The organism is Calditrichota bacterium, from assembly GCA_013112635.1.
Lineage (GTDB): Bacteria > Calditrichota > Calditrichia > Calditrichales > J004 > JABFGF01.
In genome coordinates this window covers 670,245-687,051 of record JABFGF010000001.1, presented here as the reverse complement: position 1 = coordinate 687,051, position 16,807 = coordinate 670,245, and the positions used below count along the sequence as shown (strand labels likewise).

Genomic DNA, 16,807 nt, shown 5'->3' with positions numbered 1-16,807 from the left:
AAACACATGGATTATTTGAAAAACATAATAATATTTGCTGTGTTTTTGTTTGGCAAACAAGAAGTATTAAAGGACTGAGAAATTGAACAAAAACAAAACACTAAAATGGGGTATTATTGGAGCCGGGATTATTGGCCATAAAATGGCAGAGGCCCTTAATATTAATCCGGATTGCCACTTACATGCAGTTGCCTCGAAATCTGCTACAAAAGCAAAACAGTTTGCTGATGAGCATAATATAGAAAATGCCTGCACTTACCAGGAAATTGTTAGCGACAACGAAATTGATATTATTTATGTAGCTACAACTCATAATTTCCATTACGAAAACACCAAGCTTGCTTTGGAACATGGAAAACATGTTTTGGTAGAAAAGGCTTTTACTGTAAATGCAAAGGAAGCAAAAGAACTTGTAGGCCTGGCACGGAAAAATAATCTTTTTTTAATGGAAGCCATGTGGACAAGGTTTTTACCAAGCCTTAGAAATTTGAAGAATGTTATTCAAAATCATGAAATAGGCGAAGTAAAAAATCTAAATATTTCTTTTGGTGGGTTTGTTGGTCCTGAATATGAAAAAAGACTTACAGAACCCGACCTTGCAGGCGGTGTTACTTTGGATATGGGAATTTACCCTATTTCTGTTGTTTGTTTTTTACTTGGTGAGCTTCCAACGGAAATAAAATCAATGACACGTTTTAGCGATTTGGGTGTTGATGAAATATCAAATTATATGTTTCGTTTTCCATCCGGCTGTTTTGCAAATATTTCTACAAGTTATAATCTCAAAATGAGAAATCAGGCTGAAATTTATGGCAGTAGAGGATATATTGAATTTCCAGAATTTCACAAAGGTGATCGATTTACAATTTTTGAACATGATGGCACGAACGAAATAAAAGACGTCAAAAAAGTTGTTGAAAATAATCATGAAAATGGTTTTATATACCAGGTTGAAGAAGTAGTTAATTGTATAAATAATGGTAAACAGGAAAGTGACATTATTCCGTTAGATGAGACAGTTGCAATCATGGAAATTATGGATAAAATGAGAGACGAATGGGGTTTTAAATATCCCTTTGAGTGATCGAAAGTGAAATAAAATAGCTTTATGAAAGAAAAAAAATATACTTTGCAGGATATTCAAAACTGCATCTTACTTCTTGAGAACCTTGTTGAAAACAGCGAGCAAATAAGCGGGCTAAGTAAAGAAGAAAAACGGAAACTTTATGAAGCTGCAGGCAAAATTGCCAGACCTTCACCCGAAGAACGTAAGAAACGCCGCACAGATAAAAAACTTGCCAAACGGGAAGCCGCAAAAAAACCGGATAAAATTGCCCGGGCTAATACAGGAATCCGCGGAGCACGATTAAATGATGTTTTTAAAGCGCCGAAAGAACTGCCTTTAAACCGGATTGATAAAGAAATTGAACCTGACAGTCTTAGCTCAGCGCGGAATTGTTATGTTTGCAAAACAGAATTTACAACCCTGCATCATTTTTATGATACGATGTGCAAGTCATGCGGAGATTTGAATTATAAAAAGCGTTTTCAATCCGCTTCTCTCTTTGGCCGGGTTGCCTTAATTACAGGTTCAAGGCTGAAGATCGGCTATCATGCAACATTGATGCTGCTTCGTGCAGGAGCTACTGTGATTGCAACAACTCGTTTTCCGGTAGATTCTGCTTTGCGTTATTCAAAAGAAGAAGATTTTCCTGAGTGGAAAGCCCGTTTGCATATTTTTGGATTGGATTTGCGCCATACACCAAGCGTAGAAATTTTTGGCAGGTATATTGAGCAAGCTTATGACCGCCTGGATATAATTATCAACAATGCTGCACAAACTGTACGGCGCCCGCCTGGGTTCTATTCACACTTAATAGAAAATGAATCAAGATCCATAAATTTGTTCTCCAAAGATGTACAAAATCTTTTAACGGATTATGATGAGTGTAAAAATACTCTGGCGGCACTGTGTAAACCAGAGAATGAAAATGGTTCAAATCTGCCGGTTAGTTGGCATAGCGAGGGTCCCGGCATCGGGATACGTGCTTCTGCAAAGCTTTCTCAAATCCCATATAATTTTGATAATTCAATTGTAGCTAAAGAAGTTTTTCCCGCTGGCAAGCTGGATGTTTACCTTCAACAGGTTGATCTTCGAAAAACAAATAGCTGGCGATTAAAACTTGGGGAAATTGAAACTCCGGAAATGCTCGAGGTGCAACTTGTGAATTCAGTGGCACCTTTTGTTTTAAACAATCGACTGGTAAACCTGATGAAACAGGATAATACAGGACAAAAGCACATTGTCAATGTTACGGCGATGGAAGGCAAGTTTTACAGATTTACAAAAGCAGACCGTCATCCACATACAAATATGGCCAAAGCAGCGTTAAATATGTTAACCCATACATCGGCAAGTGATTTGGCAAAATACGGCATTTTTATGAATGCGGTTGATACTGGTTGGGTAACTGATGAAGATCCAATCGAGCTTTCTAAATTCAAACAAAATGTACATGATTTTCAGCCGCCACTTGATATTGTAGATGGTGCTGCAAGGGTTTGTGATCCTATTTTTGATGGTATTATCACAGGCAAACACTGGGTTGGTAAATTCCTTAAAGACTATTTTCCAATTGATTGGTAATTATGTCTCATATATTTTAGCCTTTCTCACATCAAATTCGATCAACAATCTAAACCTATATTTCAAAATTAAAGTCAAACCATTAAAGCAGGATTAATATGTCAATAAAAACTATTTTCTTTCTGATCATTTATTCTGTTACCACACTTTTTGCCAATAATGGACGTACTCCTGCATATGCCAAGAATGGAATGGTCGTTTCTACTTCAATCATTGCATCGGAGGTAGGGCGCGACATTCTAAAAAAGGGTGGAAATGCAATAGATGCAGTGGTTGCAACGGCTTTTGCACTTGCGGTTACAATCCCGCAAGCAGGAAATATAGGTGGTGGAGGCTTTTTAGTTTTACACAAAACAAACGGCGATGTAACTACGTTTGATTTTAGAGAAAAAGCACCACTTGCAGCAACAAAAGAAATGTATCTGAACAAAGATGGCAAAGTTTTAAATAATTCCAATCATGATAGTCTAATTGCTGTTGGAGTTCCTGGAACCGTAGCAGGGCTTTACAAGGCGCATAAAAAATATGGCAAGCTTGATTGGGCCGATTTGGTTGAACCGGCAATTAAACTTGCAGAGGAGGGTTTCCCATTTACATGGTATTTGTATAACGATGTTACAAGAGATTATTCGGAAAAATTAGCAAAATTTGCTTCAACTAAAAGAAAATTTATAAACAATAAAGGTGAACTATATCAGCCCGGAGAACTTTGGCCACAACCTGATCTTGCCAAAACTCTTAAAAGAATCCAGCAACACGGTCACGATGGTTTTTACAAAGGTGAAACAGCAAAACTACTGGCCAAATTTATGAGAGAAAACGGTGGAATAATCACAGAAGAAGATCTTGCAAAGTACCAAGCTGTAGAGCGAAAGCCAGTTCGTGGTAATTATAGAGGTTTCGATGTTTGGTCTATGCCACCACCTGCTTCCGGTGGAGTGGCGATTCTTGAAATGCTAAATATTCTTGAAGGTTATAATCTCAAAGGGATGGGACACAACTCCGCACTTTATTTGCACTTACTAACAGAAGCAATGCGCAGGGCGTTTGCTGACCGGGCACAATATCTGGGTGATCCGGATTTTAATAAGAATATGCCTGTTCAGAAACTGATTTCCAAAGAACATGCTAAAACACTTCGTTCAGGGATTGATTTTTTTAAGGCTTCTGAAAGTGACTCTTCTAAGTTTAACCAGACTTTTGACAAACACAATACTACCCATTTTTCAGTTGTTGATTCTGAAGGAAATGCGGTTTCTTTGACCTACACAATAGAGCAGTGGTGGGGCAGTAAAATAGTAGCAGAAGGTCTGGGATTTTTCCTTAATAACGAAATGGGCGATTTTAATGCAATCCCCGGATTAACAAACAGAAAAGGTCGCATTGGAACAAAGGCAAATATAATCGAGCCGGAAAAACGAATGCTTTCCAGTATGTCGCCAACAATAGTTGCCAAAGACGGTAAACCTGTTCTTGTTATTGGTAGCCCTGGAGGACGAACCATAATTAATACAACATTGCAGGTTATTCTGAATGTAATTGATCATGAAATGAATATTGGGCAGGCAATTGAAGCGGGGCGAATTCATCATCAATGGCTTCCGGATAAAACTTATTATGAAGAGTGGCAACTCTCGCCGGATACAAAAAGATTGTATGAAAGTATGGGCCATATATTGTATGAAAAGGGAGTTACATTGGGCAGGGCAATGGGCATTTATGTTGATTATGAATCCGGAATTATATCCGGTGCGGCTGATACACGTAGCCCGGATGGTGGCGCCGCAGGCTATTGATAATCAAATCTAAAAAAAATCTTTTATCCATAGAGGAGGTGCAATGAAGAGAACATTAACCTTTATTATGTTTCCATTGTTTTTTGTAGTTTTTGTTTTCTGTGGTTCACAAATGGACCGCGCTAAACATTTTAATAAACTTGCAAGAGCGCCTGAATGGAAACCGGATGAAGTCATAAAAACACTGGATATTCAAAAAGGTGATTTCATCGGAGATTTAGGATCTGGTGGGGGCTATTATACCTTTCGGTTTGCTGAAGAAACCGGTAGTGAAGGAAAAGTTTTTGCAGCCGATATCAATCAGGAGTTCTTAAAAAGTATTGAACTGGATGCAAAAGAAAAAGGGATTTCAAATATCCAGACAATTCTGGCAAAAACGGATGATTCAAATTTTGAAGAAAACTCCCTGGATCTGATTTTTATCAGAAATACTTTTCATCATTTTGATAATAAAAATCAGTATATAAAGAAATTAGCCGGAAAAATTAAAAAGGATGGGCGGATTGCAATTATTGATTATAAGAAGGAATCATCGTCCGGACCATTTGGCCACAATATTACTAAAGAAGATGTTTTGGAATCACTCAAAGGCAATGGTTTAATTATTGAAAAAGAATACAAATTCCTGGAAAAGCAGTATTTTTTCATCTTAAAAAAGAAGTAAGTTTAAATGACATCTCCCGTGGAACCGACAAGTCAGGTTAAGAAAAAAATCAGCTTAACAACCGCAATTGCTATTGTTGTTGCTAATATGATAGGTACCGGAATATTTACAACAACGGGCATTATGGCGAATTATTTGCCAAATTCAAGCTGGATAGTTACCTGTTGGCTGCTAGGCGGACTTATTGCATTAAGTGGTGCTTTAAGTTATTCAGAACTTTCTACGCGTATGCCGGAAGAAGGTGGCGAATATGTGTACTTAAAAAAACTATATCACCCTGTTGTGGGCTTTTTAACTGGCTGGACAAGCTTTTTTGTTGGGTTCTCCGCACCAATCGCCGGGGCCGCGATTAGCTTTGCAGCTTACTTTTTAGCCGGATCCAATTTAGTTTTGTTTGAAGGTTTTCTAACTTCAGGACAAAGCCTAAAAGTAATTGGAATTCTGGTTGTAATTTTATTTACTGCCATCCATTATTTTGGAGTAAAATTTGGTTCAATTATTCAAAATAGCTTAACAGTCCTTAAAATTTTAATTATTCTTGGATTGTCAATAACCGGGATTCTATTTGGTGGCGGAAATATCGAGTTATTTTCAGACAGTATGTCATTTTCAGTTGCAGAAGGTGGATTTGGTGTGGCCATGATGTTGGTTATGTTTTCTTATAGTGGGTGGAATGCAAGCACTTATATTGCAGGTGAATTAGTTAATCCCAAGAAAACTTTGCCACGCTCGCTTATAAGCGGTACTCTTATCGTGATTGGACTATATTTATTACTAAATATTTTTATTTTAAAGGAAGTCCCTTTTCAGGATATAAGAGATAGTATTGCCATTGTTGAACAGGTTTCAACTCATGCTTTTGGAAGCTGGGTTGGAGATATTTTCGGGCTTCTTATAAGTATTGCATTGTTATCCTCGCTAAGTGCATTTATAATTATTGGTCCACGCGTTTATTATGCCATGGCCATTGATAAGATGTTTTTTTCTTTTGCATCTCGCATAAGCCCAAAATATGAGGTACCGGGATATTCGATTTTAGTTCAAGGGCTTTTAGCCGTTTTCATGGTCTTGGTGGGGACCTTTGAACAACTGCTAATTTATATAGGCTTTGCACTGAATATTTTTCCATGGCTGGCCGTATTTGGTTTATTTCTGGCGCGTAAACGGAAAATTGGCGAAGAATTCGCAGTTAAAACCTGGGGGTATCCGGTTATCCCAATCTTTTTTTTAATCAGTAGTTTTCTAATAATGGTAGCAGCCTTTATAAATAGACCTGTTGAATCAATTACAGCTATAGTTACTGTTTTGGTAGGAATTCCAATTTATTATTTAATGATGGTAAACGTAAAAAAGAAAAGGGATGGCGTTTAAACCATCCCTCATTGGCAGGAATTTTAAAGTAAGCTAAAATTATTGCTGCATACATTGGCCGCGTTTTCCCATTCCACGTCCATGTTTTCCACCTTTTCCATGGCCTTTTGCGTCAAAAAATAATTTTTGCTCATCGTTTAACAGGGCACGTATTCTTTGTTTGTTGCCGGCGCGTAATTTAGCCTGTGCCGTTTTTAAAGATGATATCTCATCAATAGTTTCATTGATTGCGCTCATATTTGGTTTTTCGGCGGTTTCAAGTGTTTGTAATTTTGCTAACTTTTCACCAAGCTGATTTCTTATTGGTTTCATCGCTTTCATTCCGCTGATCTTAATTTCCTTCATTTTCTCTTTTTGTTCATCTGTTAGTCCTGGTAAATTCATCATTTTTTCTTTTCTAAATGATCTGCCTTCTCTTGCTTCCCCGCGTTGTTTCATTCGATTAGGGTTTTGGGCAACTAAGCTTGCTGATAAAACTAATACTGCAAGTATCATTGATAAATATATTTTTGATGCTTTCATGATATTTCCTTTCAGATTAAGTTAATGTTTTTATTACCATGGTATTTATAACTTCAGACAGATGCGTAATAAAAACCTTGCAAAAAAAATAAAATTTATTGTTAAATATTGTAATTCAGAGGTTTAAGAATGAAATATAGCTGGCTTTTTTTTGATGCTGACGGCACGTTGTTTAATTTTGATGCAGCGCAGGATAGCGCAATAGAACAGACATTCTCTTCTTTAGGTATTCCTTTCAAGAATAAATATCACAGAATTTATTATGATATAAATAAAGCAATCTGGGCACAGTTTGAAAAAAAAGAAATAGAGCAGAATGTAATCCCGGTACAAAGATTTAATATTTTTTTTGAAGAAATAAATGTTCAGGCTGATGCTAATAAAGCAAGTAGGTTGTATCTTGAATTTTTGAGCCAGAGCGACCAATTGATTGATGGTGCAGAATCACTTATCGAAAAATTGTCCGGTGAGTACAAGTTGCTGTTGATAACAAATGGGCTCAAATCTGTGCAAAGACCCAGATTCTCAAAATCATCTATTACAAAATATTTTGATGAGATTGTTATTTCTGAGGAAGTTGGATCGGCAAAGCCACATAAAAAAATATTTGATCTTACTTTTGATAAAATCGGCAATCCAAATAAAAAAGAGGTACTTATAATTGGCGATAATCTGGGTTCAGATATTTTGGGCGGACAGAATTATGGAATTGATACATGTTGGTTTAATCCCGAAAACAATGTGTCTCAGGATGGAATTATTCCAACATACGAAATTAAGAATCTTATTAATCTTGTTTCAATATTAAATGCGAGAGCTTAATTAGTGAGTTAATTTTAAGCCCATGAATATATCAAAGTTTAAACACATTATTTGGGATTGGAACGGCACTTTGCTTGATGATGCCTGGCTATGCGTAGATATTATGAACTTAATTTTAAAAGAGCATAACCTTCCTGAAATGACGCTTGATCATTATAAATCCATTTTCGATTTTCCTGTAATCAGTTATTATGAAAAACTTGGTTTCAACTTCAATAAAACAACTTTTAAAGAAGTAGGAACACAGTTTATTCATACATATGAATCGCGTAGAAATGAATGTATGCTTCATAGTAGTGCAAAAAATTCTTTGAAAATGGTAGCAAAGGCCGGTATTTCACAATCAGTTTTATCAGCTTCTAAGCATAGTTATTTAGTTAAGGCTTTGTCGGATAATCATATTTTTAATTATTTTTCTGCGATAAATGGGCTTGACAATCATAATGCATTTGGCAAAGAAGATATTGCTCAAGATTGGATAAAAGGTTCAGGTTTGAATGAGGAAGATATTTTGTTGATTGGAGATACGGTTCATGATTTGGAAGTTGCCAAAGCGATAAATGTAAAAGCAATTTTAGTTGCTCAAGGACACCAAACAAAAGGAAAACTTTTAGATGCAGGCGCGACAGTTATTGAATCATTAGACGAATTGTGTTTTTGATAAAACCGAGTGTAAAAAATTGATTTTAGAAAAACTGAAACCAGAAATTAATTTATAGGAAAAATATGAAGATCGCTTTAGTTCAACAAAAAGCAACGGAAAACAGAGAGGTAAATCGAAAAAAAGGAATTCAAGCTGTGGAAGAAGCTGCCAAAAATGGCGCTGAAATTGTTGCCTTTGCAGAGTTAGCTTTCGAACGTTTCTATCCTCAACTAAAAGCGTCCTCCGAGACATTGGCCTTATCAGAACCGGTAGATGGTGAAACTGTAAGGCGCTTCCAGGAGTTGGCCCGGACACTTAAAATAGTTATTGTTTTAAATATTTTTGAAAAAGCAGGTAATAAAACCTTTGATACATCACCCGTAATTGATACAGATGGAAAAATTCTTGGCAAAACCCAAATGGTGCACATAACAGATTATGAATATTTTCATGAAAGAGGGTATTACGCACCAGGTGAATTTGGAGCGCCAGTTTATAATACAGCCTACGGCAAAATTGGTGTTGCCATTTGTTACGATCGCCATTATCCTGAATATATGCGCGCCCTGGCCTTAAATGGTGCTGAGATTGTTTTTATACCACAGGCCGGTTCCATTGGAGAATGGCCGGATGGTTTGTACGAAGCAGAAATGCGCGTGGCAGCTTTTCAAAATGGTTATTTTACTGCTTTGTGCAACAGGGTTGGTAAAGAGGAAAAACTTACTTTCGCAGGAGAGTCATTTGTATGCAATCCGGCAGGAGAAGTGATTGCCAGGGCAGGAATGGGGACAGAAGAAATTTTATATGCGGATATTAACCTGGATGAAATAAAAGACTCCAATGCTCACAAACTTTTTTTAAGGGACCGCAGACCGGAGTTGTATGCCGAATGGTTTTCACATAAATAAGAAAAGGGATTATGAAAAATCCATTTATTATTGGAACTAATATCTATCTTCGTGCTTGTGAAGATGATGATAAAAACATCTGGGCTGAAACAGAAAACCATCCGGATCCGCGTGAGTTTCTTTTTTATGCTTTACCTTCTTCACCCGCAGAGCAACTTGTAAAACTGGAGCAAGCCATAGCGGACCATAAAACCGTACTTTTTACAATCTGTGAAAAGGAATCGGACAAATCCATTGGAGTTACTGCTTTTTACAGGGTTGATTGGATTAGCAGAGCGGCAGTTTATTATATTGCCATTGCCCAAAAGGAAAACTGGTCAAAAGGATACGGCAGGGAAGTTACAAATCTTATGATAGATTATGCTTTTGAAACTTTAAATTTAAACAGAATCCAGCTTCATGTTTATGTCGGCAATGAACGGGCTGTAAAAGCTTATCAAAAATGCGGTTTTAAAATTGAAGGCACCTTACGCGAGGCAATGTTTCACAAAGGTCATTATTGCGATTTTTATGTGATGGGGCTATTAAGTAGTGAAAAAAAGTAGCACCAAGAAAAACAGGAGTTTATCTGTGAATTAAATAGTTGTCATTCCCGAGTGCCCTTATCGGGAATCTAAAACGGATTCCTGTTAAAAACCTACAGAAATGACGACATCCTAATCGAAAGTCTTAATCACTAGTGTTCATCTTAATACGGGCTTCAGCTGTATCTTTTATCTTTTTTGCAATCTCAGGGTGTTGAGACAAAACTGATTCAAACACCTCGCGTTCCAACTTATATAAATCTGTATAAGTAATGGCCTGAACATTGGCCATACGCGGTTCATTGCGCAACAGGGCAATCTCACCAACAAACGAACCGTCTTTTAAAATAATTGACTTATCAGGCGTACCGTTTTTAAAGATTTTAATTTCTCCTTTTATTACAAGAAACATTTCATGACCTTCTTCACCTTCCGAGATAATAAAATCTCCTGGTGTATAAATGACAGGCTTAAGGTTCAGGGCGATATCATTCAAGAATTCTTCACCTGTTTCTTTAAATAACGGTATCTTGTCTATTATCTTGCGTTTTAAGTGCAGCGCAACTTCATTTTTTAAACCGGTAGGCAGGTTTTCTAAAAAACCGGATTCATCATAACCCAATCGCTTTTTCCAAAGATATGCATAATAATCACGAATACGGTGCTGTAATGTTATCGGTAGTTCCCGGTATTTTACGAAAGCTTTCAGGCTATCCATATTATTTTGAAAAGCCATTTTAGCAGGATCTGTTGTGGAAAGAATTTTGGCAATATTACCAATTACATAGCCATAAATACCAACACCAAAAATCATCACAACCATAGAATATGCTGTTTCAATATTTGTGCTTGGGACGATATCGCCATAACCAACTGTTGTTAGTGTTACAACCGTCCAATAAAGGGACCGGACATATAACGTTGTAGTATCAGATATTGAACCATAATTGTGTAGAGCCAACCAACCGCATGCCAACCAATGGGTGATAATAAAAATCCAAAAGACAAAAAAGGCCAGTTTCTGATAATCGCCCAACCTGACAGCACGTCTGTTCCAAACGGATTGATACTGTGCGATACGGATGATTTTGAGCAATTGAAGGATTCCAACAATTGGAGTAAAAATTATTCCAAGCGGTAAAATACCAATAAAATCAATCGCTAAAAGAAATGCGTTATGTTTATGCTCCAATATCTCCTGCGGTGAGGATTCGTTTTTACGTTGGCGATATTCTTTCAGATTGTTTAAAAAATCTAAAATAAGGATTGTTGAAATCAAAAGATAAACAGGTAGAACAATTTCTGCTTCGACAACTAAGACAAGTTTTAAGGGCAAAATAAAAGCAATAACTGCGGTGGCAAAGCTACTTAATATATGCAGGATTAGAGTTATGGAGTTTTTCATGGTTTTATTGGCTTTGTCGGAGGAGTTGACTTTTTTATGATCGTATCTCTCGTCTCAATATGGCAAAAATTGAGGAACTCCGCAAGCTTTAAGCCCGGCGTTTAAAACCCTCGCCTAAAACTTCGTGAACTGTACTGATGATTACAAATGCATCCGGATCTATTTCTTTTATCAACGATTCCAGCATGATTATTTCGCGCCGGGTAATAACAGTCATCAAAATTTCACGATCTGTATTACGATACAAACCACGACCTTTTAAAGCTGTAGCACCACGTGACATACGATTCATTATGGCATCGGCAATTTCTTCGCCTTTTTCAGAGATTATTAAAGCAGATCGTGCATAATCAAAGCCATCAATCATAACATCAACAATCCGCGAGATTATAAATGTTAACATCAGGGCATAAAATGCCAATGAGATAGCGGGTCTGTTGGGTGATAAATTATTGATATAAATAACCGCTGTGGCAAAAGTAATAATAAAAAAATTCATTACCATAATGGAATTGCCGGGTTTGTAGCCAAAGCGGCGCTGTAAAATAGCGGCCACTACATCGGCGCCACCGGTTGTCCCCTGATGTTTTAATACAAAACCCATACCCACGCCAAGCAAAACTGCACCGATAATGATTAGAAAAAGAAAATCATTTTGCAGCAAATCAACAATTGCTTCACTTTTATTTAAGGCAAAGAATTCCAAGCCCGGAAAATCACCGTGAAAAAGGTCAATTGAAAAAGCGCTTATGCTGAAGCCAAAAATAGTTCGCCGGGCAAAACCCCAGCCAAGTTCTTTAATACCCCAAACAAACAAAGGTATATTCATCAGCCATAATGCCAATCCCGTGGGAATGTTTTCATTAATAAAATGGAGAGCCATGGCAATACCGGAAACCCCGCCAGGAACAACCCTTGCATCAATCATAAATACAGAAATGGAAAGCCCCATAAGTGTAGCGCCAAACATTATAAAAAAGTAATCTTTTAAGATTTGTTTTTTCATTAAACCTGGTTCCCAAATAGAAAATGAAGGTGTTATATGAGTGAAGGCAGGAATTTACTTTATGCCGAGTTATCAAATCAATATGATTTTAGTAATTCTTGAATTTCCACTTGCAGGCCAATTAATAAAGTACCTGTTACATGCGTTCGAAAATAGTTTTATGCTTTTTGAAAATAACTCTCGGCAAGATGGCAGTTTTAAGCTATTAGGTACGGCCTTATTTGCTTATATGCTGATAATAATTCTGGTGATAACCCTTGCACCTTTTCGGTACCACGTTCCGCAAAAGCTGGCCATATTCTGGTTTTGGGATGTAAAAGAGGTTTTGCAGAATATTTTCCTTTTTACACCATTTGGCTTTCTTATCCATTCTATTATAGGTGAAAAGAGCCGTTTTTACCTGGCCAAAGTTTATTTATTGGGTCTGGCACTAAGCAGCTTTATCGAGTTTAACCAATTTTTTATATACACAAGAATGACCAGCCTTATTGATATAGCAGCCAATTCTTTTGGTTCATTGGTTGGTGCCTTCTTTTATGTGCAGTTTAAAAAAAGGCTTTCCAAAGCTTCGGGTAAAATTATTCTTGAAATACCGTTGATGAACCTGTTGTTTTTATTAATTCCTTTACTTTGGCTAAGCAGCCTGGCCATCGGAAAAGAGGTACAGAGAATTTGGTTGATTTTACCACTTGGATTGATGGGAGCTATTTTAATAAGTGAAATATATCTGAACCGCATTTATTCCAAAACATATTTTAACAGGATACTTTTTTTTCTTTTCTTTTTTGCATGGTTTATCATCAGCACTTTTCCAGCACTTGTTGAATTTCCAAAAACGATTCTCGCTTTTTGTTTGATTTGCGTTGCATTTATAGCAGTTCGTTTTCTGCTTCAAAAACAGAAAATGGCCTCGGAGCAGCGTTTTGAGTTAAGGACTCTTATAAAAATTGTACCGCTGTATTGCTTTTATATAATCATATTAAACCGGTGGCCAATAAGATCGTTTGATAGCAATTACTCTTTTAGCTTTGTTCAGCCCGAACTATTTTCCACGTCAGATCTGGATTTTATTATCCGTACTATCCAACTTTTTTCATCCTTTACAATTGTTGGTTATACGCTGTATCAATATATAAACCGAAGAAAGCCGCGTAACATTACAGCCAAATTGATTTTTTCTCTTTTGGCAATTTCGATGATTATTGAAATGCCACGTGGGTTCAATCCATCACAAGTAGCTGTTTTCACAAATATTTTTTTCAATTTCTTTTGGGGATTATTTGGTGCATTGATTTACATTTTGCAGCTTCACTATTTTAAATCCATTCAAAATGAGAAAAAGGAAGTACAGTTGGAATTGGACTTCGATACAAAAAGTATAGTCCGGCGCAAACGGGCTTCTTAGCTATTTGAGATTCAATAATTTGAAATATATTCAGTGTTTTTAGTACACAAAGTTAATTTTGAATCTTTACATTTTGTGAAAATTGAATTTGAGAAGGCTGATCTAAGTAGTTGATTATTAAAGATATGATGATTATTGTTGCTGCTGCTAAACAAGATATTAAGTTGTAAATAATACATAAAGAGGAATCAGTGATAAAAAGAATATGGCATGGATGGACAACTCAGGATAATGCAGAAAAGTATTTTGATGTACTCATAAAAACGGTTATTCCAGGCATTGAAGAAAAGAAAATCTCTGGATATAAGGGATTTGAAGTGCTTCGAAAAGAGAATGGTGATGAGGTTGAATTCGTTACTATAATTACATTTGAGTCATTGCAAAATGTCATCGATTTCCAGGGAGAGGATTACACTGTTGCATATGTACCGGATGCTGCACGGGTAGTATTAAAACGATGGGATCAACATTGTTTGCACTACGAATCCCTCAAATAAATATCTTTCTAAGTTAAAGGTTTAATAAGGATAGATTATTGATTATAATTTCCCGTGGTTGGGGCCTTGTTGTCCCTATTATTGTAGTAATTATTACGTTTGCTGTAACCACATGTATGAAGTTTTTTGATCAAAACCTACCAACCCTCCAATGGTTGTCTATCACTTGTATGATCTCATCTGTTATTTTATGGCCTCTTGGAAGATACTTAAACACCCATAGCCGCAAAAAAAGTGAAGAATTGGATATTTTAAACCTAAGCTTAGATGAGAGGATAGAAAGGATATTTGAAGAATCAAAAAATACATTCTATTTTATCCCAGTTGAGTACTGGGGGATTATCTTAATCGTGTTGAGCCTTGTTTTCCAAATCGTACAAACCGAGTAAAAATAATTCTGATCAATAATAAATAAAATAAAGAACAAAGCTATGCCACTATATATGGATATTCACACGGTCGATTCCGATGATTTTTCGGTTGAAGATGTTGTAAAAGCACACATGCAGGACTTGGCCATCCAGGAAAGGTTTGGCGTTACTCAAATAAAATACTGGGTAAATGTAGATGCCAAAACCCTGTTCTGCCTAATGGAAGGACCGGACAAAGATGCCTGCAATAAAGTTCATAAAGAATCTCATGGGAATACAGCCTGCAATATAATTGAAGTCTCGGATGATGAATTTAATCTATTTCTTGGGCAGGGTAAAAGTGTAAACGATTTAGCGTACACAAATTCAGGGGAAATTGATACTGGATACCGTACAATCCTTTTGCTCAATTATGCGGATTTTACCGTCAAGTATATTAATGTGTATAAAGAGATTTCAAACTTAGTTGAACAAAATAATGGCACAATTGTCGTTCAGCCCGATGATGAAATTATGGTTTCTTTTGTTTTAGCGAGCGAGGCAATGCTCTGTGCTGAGGCAGTTGTAAATTTATTAAAATCTGTTAAAAATAATCTTGAGTTTAGTATTTCTTTAGTTAGCGGAAGACCGGTTGATGAGCATGGAAAAGATTTATTTGAGGAAACAAAAAAGAAAACTCAGGATATTTGTAATTTAGGTTTTAATAAAACAATTTATCTTGATTATGAAACTAAAGCCCTTGCTGAAAAAGAAAAGATTACTTCCAAAGTAAACATCGAAGATTTTAAAACAATCCAAAAAGAAGACTTCAGTTTTTTACTTCAGGTATCAGAAGAATTAAAGAATAACTTAATCAATCCTGAATTTAAAAGTGATAATTTGCATGAACTACTTGGCCTAAGTAAATCACAAACCTACCGCAAAATAAAATCATTAACAGGTCTGGCTCCAAATCAGCTAATTCAGGAAGCGAGACTTATACTATCCTTAAAACAAATCAAAAAAAGCGGTAAAACTATTTCTGAAATTGCATATGATTCCGGTTTTAACAGCCCAACCTATTTCGCAAAAATTTTCAAGAAAAGATTTGGTAGTACACCCACCGATTTTAGCAGTATTTCTAAAAATTAATAGCAAAACCGGCCAAATTGAATCAATTGTACCAGATTTTGAATCAATCGTGGTATTGATTTTAATCTAATGCTCCTATCTTGGTCCCAACAATAATTATTTGATTTTAATATTGGAGGGACAATATGGAAAACAAAATAAAGATAGCTGCAGCACAATTAACCCCAGTGTTTTTAAACAGAGATGCGACAGTTCGCAAAGCTTGTAAGGCAATTACTGAAGCAGGTGAAAAGGGTTGCAAACTAATTGTATTTCCCGAGGCATTTATTTCAGGATATCCCGATTGGGTCTGGCTTGTTCCAAACAGCAATGGTGCCGTTTTAAATGAACTTTATGTAAAACTGGTTGAAAATGCTGTTTCTGTTCCGGACAACTCTACAGCAATGCTGTGCAAGGCTGCAAAATCTGCAAATATAAATGTTGTAATTGGTATGCATGAACGCAATTCTGAAACAAGCAACGCCAGTCTTTTTAATAGTCTGTTGTTTATCAGCGATGAGGGAGAAATATTAGGTACCCATAGAAAGCTAATCCCAACGGGTGGCGAACGGCTTATTTGGGCTCAGGGCGATGGCTGTACACTTAAATCATATTCCACATCTGCCGGTAAAATTGGTGGATTAATTTGTTGGGAAAATTTTATGCCCTTGGCAAGGAATGCAATTTATGAAGCAGGTACGCAGATACTTGCATCACCAACCTGGGATAAAAGTTCTAATTGGCTGCAATCCATGCAACATACAGCCAGAGAGGGCGGCTTATTTGTGGTCAGCACCTGTATGGCTATCCGGATGAATGATATTCCGGATGAGTATAATTTTAAAAAACTTTATCCTGCAGGCAGGGATTGGATTAATCCAGGTAACAGTGCAATTATAGCGCCAAATGGTCAACTTTTAGCCGGACCGTTGGAAGCAGAAGAGGGCATTCTTTATGCGGATATTGATCATCAGCAAATTATTGCAGCAAAACGAATGTTCGATGTGGTCGGGCATTATTCACGCCCGGATGTTTTTAATTTTAGCGTAAAAGGCGAGAAATGAAATTAATTCACCAAAGAGACGCAGAGTACACAGAGAATATTTGTTTTTACTT

The 16,807-nt window shown here is 36.5% G+C and carries 17 protein-coding genes; 14 read left to right on the top strand and 3 right to left on the bottom strand.

What is annotated here, in order from left to right:
• Positions 1–82 precede the first annotated feature (82 nt).
• From HND50_03005 to HND50_02985, 5 genes are all read left to right on the top strand, one after another.
• Entirely contained in the window at positions 83–1,084 is a 1,002-nt protein-coding gene (locus HND50_03005) for a Gfo/Idh/MocA family oxidoreductase (GenBank protein NOG44168.1), read from the top strand.
• A gap of 24 nt (positions 1,085–1,108) precedes the next feature.
• Positions 1,109–2,647 (top strand): SDR family NAD(P)-dependent oxidoreductase, encoded by a 1,539-nt coding sequence (locus tag HND50_03000; GenBank protein ID NOG44167.1) that lies wholly within the window; start codon positions 1,109–1,111, stop codon positions 2,645–2,647.
• A gap of 98 nt (positions 2,648–2,745) precedes the next feature.
• The gene (ggt, locus tag HND50_02995) at positions 2,746–4,443 is read left to right on the top strand and encodes a gamma-glutamyltransferase (protein ID NOG44166.1); all 1,698 of its coding nucleotides are present in this window, start codon (positions 2,746–2,748) and stop codon (positions 4,441–4,443) included.
• Between the two features lie 43 nt (positions 4,444–4,486).
• Entirely contained in the window at positions 4,487–5,107 is a 621-nt protein-coding gene (locus HND50_02990) for a class I SAM-dependent methyltransferase (GenBank protein ID NOG44165.1), read from the top strand.
• 6 nt (positions 5,108–5,113) lie between these two features.
• Positions 5,114–6,478: an amino acid permease gene (locus tag HND50_02985; GenBank protein NOG44164.1), complete on the top strand. Its 1,365-nt coding sequence runs from the start codon at positions 5,114–5,116 to the stop codon at positions 6,476–6,478.
• A gap of 39 nt (positions 6,479–6,517) precedes the next feature.
• On the opposite strand, the gene HND50_02980 is transcribed toward HND50_02985, so the two are convergent.
• Positions 6,518–7,000: a periplasmic heavy metal sensor gene (locus HND50_02980; protein NOG44163.1), complete on the bottom strand. Its 483-nt coding sequence runs from the start codon at positions 6,998–7,000 to the stop codon at positions 6,518–6,520.
• 129 nt (positions 7,001–7,129) lie between these two features.
• Between HND50_02980 and HND50_02975 the strand changes: the two genes are divergently transcribed.
• From HND50_02975 to HND50_02960, 4 genes are all read left to right on the top strand, one after another.
• Positions 7,130–7,822 (top strand): noncanonical pyrimidine nucleotidase, YjjG family, encoded by a 693-nt coding sequence (locus tag HND50_02975; protein ID NOG44162.1) that lies wholly within the window; start codon positions 7,130–7,132, stop codon positions 7,820–7,822.
• A 22-nt stretch (positions 7,823–7,844) separates the two neighbouring features.
• On the top strand, positions 7,845–8,483 hold the full coding sequence (locus HND50_02970; GenBank protein NOG44161.1) for an HAD family hydrolase: 639 nt from the start codon (positions 7,845–7,847) through the stop codon (positions 8,481–8,483).
• 65 nt (positions 8,484–8,548) lie between these two features.
• Positions 8,549–9,373, top strand: coding sequence for a carbon-nitrogen hydrolase family protein (locus HND50_02965; GenBank protein NOG44160.1), 825 nt, complete (start codon positions 8,549–8,551; stop codon positions 9,371–9,373).
• A gap of 11 nt (positions 9,374–9,384) precedes the next feature.
• A complete protein-coding gene (locus HND50_02960) occupies positions 9,385–9,918 on the top strand; it encodes a GNAT family N-acetyltransferase (GenBank protein ID NOG44159.1) in 534 nt (177 codons plus the stop codon).
• A gap of 124 nt (positions 9,919–10,042) precedes the next feature.
• Here the strand turns inward: HND50_02960 and HND50_02955 are convergent, their stop codons facing one another.
• The gene (locus HND50_02955) at positions 10,043–11,302 is read right to left on the bottom strand and encodes a cyclic nucleotide-binding domain-containing protein (GenBank protein ID NOG44158.1); all 1,260 of its coding nucleotides are present in this window, start codon (positions 11,300–11,302) and stop codon (positions 10,043–10,045) included.
• A gap of 88 nt (positions 11,303–11,390) precedes the next feature.
• Positions 11,391–12,308, bottom strand: coding sequence for a YitT family protein (locus HND50_02950; protein NOG44157.1), 918 nt, complete (start codon positions 12,306–12,308; stop codon positions 11,391–11,393).
• A 61-nt stretch (positions 12,309–12,369) separates the two neighbouring features.
• Between HND50_02950 and HND50_02945 the strand changes: the two genes are divergently transcribed.
• The 5 genes from HND50_02945 (at position 12,370) to HND50_02925 (ending at position 16,755) form a co-directional block, all read left to right on the top strand.
• Complete coding sequence (locus HND50_02945) at positions 12,370–13,713, top strand: VanZ family protein (GenBank protein ID NOG44156.1); 1,344 nt, start codon at positions 12,370–12,372, stop codon at positions 13,711–13,713.
• A gap of 191 nt (positions 13,714–13,904) precedes the next feature.
• Positions 13,905–14,210: an antibiotic biosynthesis monooxygenase gene (locus tag HND50_02940; GenBank protein ID NOG44155.1), complete on the top strand. Its 306-nt coding sequence runs from the start codon at positions 13,905–13,907 to the stop codon at positions 14,208–14,210.
• A gap of 38 nt (positions 14,211–14,248) precedes the next feature.
• Positions 14,249–14,599 carry a hypothetical protein gene (locus HND50_02935; GenBank protein ID NOG44154.1) on the top strand — a complete coding sequence of 117 codons (351 nt, stop codon included), beginning with the start codon at positions 14,249–14,251 and terminating at the stop codon, positions 14,597–14,599.
• Positions 14,600–14,641: 42 nt separating this feature from the next.
• Positions 14,642–15,712, top strand: a complete 1,071-nt coding sequence (locus tag HND50_02930) for a DUF4242 domain-containing protein (GenBank protein NOG44153.1) — start codon at positions 14,642–14,644, stop codon at positions 15,710–15,712.
• A 125-nt stretch (positions 15,713–15,837) separates the two neighbouring features.
• Positions 15,838–16,755, top strand: coding sequence for a carbon-nitrogen hydrolase family protein (locus tag HND50_02925; protein ID NOG44152.1), 918 nt, complete (start codon positions 15,838–15,840; stop codon positions 16,753–16,755).
• Positions 16,756–16,807 lie beyond the last annotated feature (52 nt).

What these genes read in the sequence shown, in the direction of transcription:
- HND50_02970 (NOG44161.1), top strand. Translation starts at nt 7,845, where the DNA reads ATGAATATATCAAAGTTTAAACACATTATTTGGGATTGGAACGGCACT.
- HND50_02930 (NOG44153.1), top strand. Translation starts at nt 14,642, where the DNA reads ATGCCACTATATATGGATATTCACACGGTCGATTCCGATGATTTTTCG.
- HND50_02980 (NOG44163.1), bottom strand. Translation starts at nt 7,000, where the DNA reads ATGAAAGCATCAAAAATATATTTATCAATGATACTTGCAGTATTAGTT.
- HND50_02965 (NOG44160.1), top strand. Translation starts at nt 8,549, where the DNA reads ATGAAGATCGCTTTAGTTCAACAAAAAGCAACGGAAAACAGAGAGGTA.
- HND50_03000 (NOG44167.1), top strand. Translation starts at nt 1,109, where the DNA reads ATGAAAGAAAAAAAATATACTTTGCAGGATATTCAAAACTGCATCTTA.
- HND50_02950 (NOG44157.1), bottom strand. Translation starts at nt 12,308, where the DNA reads ATGAAAAAACAAATCTTAAAAGATTACTTTTTTATAATGTTTGGCGCT.
- HND50_02985 (NOG44164.1), top strand. Translation starts at nt 5,114, where the DNA reads ATGACATCTCCCGTGGAACCGACAAGTCAGGTTAAGAAAAAAATCAGC.
- HND50_02945 (NOG44156.1), top strand. Translation starts at nt 12,370, where the DNA reads ATGCCGAGTTATCAAATCAATATGATTTTAGTAATTCTTGAATTTCCA.
- ggt (NOG44166.1), top strand. Translation starts at nt 2,746, where the DNA reads ATGTCAATAAAAACTATTTTCTTTCTGATCATTTATTCTGTTACCACA.
- HND50_02955 (NOG44158.1), bottom strand. Translation starts at nt 11,302, where the DNA reads ATGAAAAACTCCATAACTCTAATCCTGCATATATTAAGTAGCTTTGCC.
- HND50_02990 (NOG44165.1), top strand. Translation starts at nt 4,487, where the DNA reads ATGAAGAGAACATTAACCTTTATTATGTTTCCATTGTTTTTTGTAGTT.
- HND50_02975 (NOG44162.1), top strand. Translation starts at nt 7,130, where the DNA reads ATGAAATATAGCTGGCTTTTTTTTGATGCTGACGGCACGTTGTTTAAT.
- HND50_02960 (NOG44159.1), top strand. Translation starts at nt 9,385, where the DNA reads ATGAAAAATCCATTTATTATTGGAACTAATATCTATCTTCGTGCTTGT.
- HND50_02925 (NOG44152.1), top strand. Translation starts at nt 15,838, where the DNA reads ATGGAAAACAAAATAAAGATAGCTGCAGCACAATTAACCCCAGTGTTT.